Annotated in this window: 1 protein-coding gene; it reads left to right on the forward strand. The window is 47.6% G+C overall.

Annotated features, from left to right (window positions below):
• Nucleotides 1-1024: 1024 nt before the first annotated feature.
• A partial coding sequence (locus tag Q8O77_RS04810; protein WP_305551712.1) for an Ig-like domain-containing protein occupies nucleotides 1025-1342 on the forward strand: 318 nt, incomplete at its 3' end.

Below are 1342 nucleotides of genomic sequence, written 5' to 3' on the forward strand. Positions count from 1 at the left end.
CAGATGGATAATGAAAATTAGTACTTCTTGCCCAATCGGTTGGACTAGTATTTCTGGCGGGCGTTGCGCAGAAAATAATACGACTTGTTCAATTTGCGACACCGGTTTTAAGTGCAGTCAAGAAACGGCCAGCGCGGTTGACGGCAGGTGCCTAGTTAGCCAGAGCCTTTGTCCGATTGGTTCAACCTGCGGTAGCGATGATAAATGTACAAAGAACGATAGCGCTAGCTGTGAATGCTGCTGCCGTATCGGGCATGATAGCGAAGATTGTTGCTCACCTTTAAAATGCCAAGGTAAATGTGGTAGTGACATAATCGCTAATACTGGTACTTATGGACGTTGTTCTGGTTGTGGCTCAGTTGGTACGACACAGACCGAACATAATGAAGCTTGTAATTGCTCCGGCACTAGCGGAAAATTTTGTTTAATTGATACGGCTAATCCAAGCGGTGTCTGTTCTGATTGTGCCACGATCAGCGACGCGGCGGTTTGCAGTGGCCAAGGCACAGGCACTTGTTGCGTTGATGCTAAAAATAGTAATGCTTGCCGCGGCGGAGCCGCGCCTTATGCCGTTTCTAGTCCATCTTATAATTACTGCGCCTATTATGAATGTAAGTCTGGCAGCTGCGCCAATACGCCAGTAGCCACCTCTACCTCGGCGACTTATGAGACTTTGGCCGAATGCAATAATAAATGCGGCTCTGCGCCTGGGTTTAATAATACTTGCTTTAGTAGTGCTACGACAACGGCAAGTTGCGATATTAATAAATGTACCGGCTTTGCTTGCATTAACGCCGACGGTAGTGGTCCGGCTGCAACGAAATGCGGGATTTGCTGTTGCGATCCTTTTGCCGCCGCAGACACCTGTAAAACCTTGAATTCTCTTTTAACTTGTAAAGCTGACCAAGGGTCTTGCTCTGGCGTTAAGCGCGGGCTTTGTTGCGGCTGCAGCAGCGATAACCAATGCGGCGATGCTAATACGGTTGGCTGCGGCGACGATACTTGCTGCCAGGCCAGGCCGACCGTGACCGGGACTTTGCCGGCTAACGGAGCTACCGGAGTTTGCCGCAACAGCCTGATTCAAGCCACTTTTGATCAGCCCATGCAGATAAGCATTTTTAAAGATAATGTTATTGTGGCCGGAGATTATGGCACAAGCCAATGTCCGGCCGGCACTAAATATTTAACCGCGGCTTATAAGCCATCGTTTTTTGCTAAAATAAAATCTCGGCTGGTTAAAATACCTTTGGTTAATAAATTATTAGGCGCTGATGCTGATGCTTCAGATATTATAACCGGAAATTTTTGTACCGTATCCGGTACGGTTAGCGGTTATGATAAT

Origin of the sequence: Rheinheimera sp., from assembly GCF_030690345.1 — a bacterium.
GTDB lineage: Bacteria > Pseudomonadota > Gammaproteobacteria > Enterobacterales > Alteromonadaceae > Alishewanella.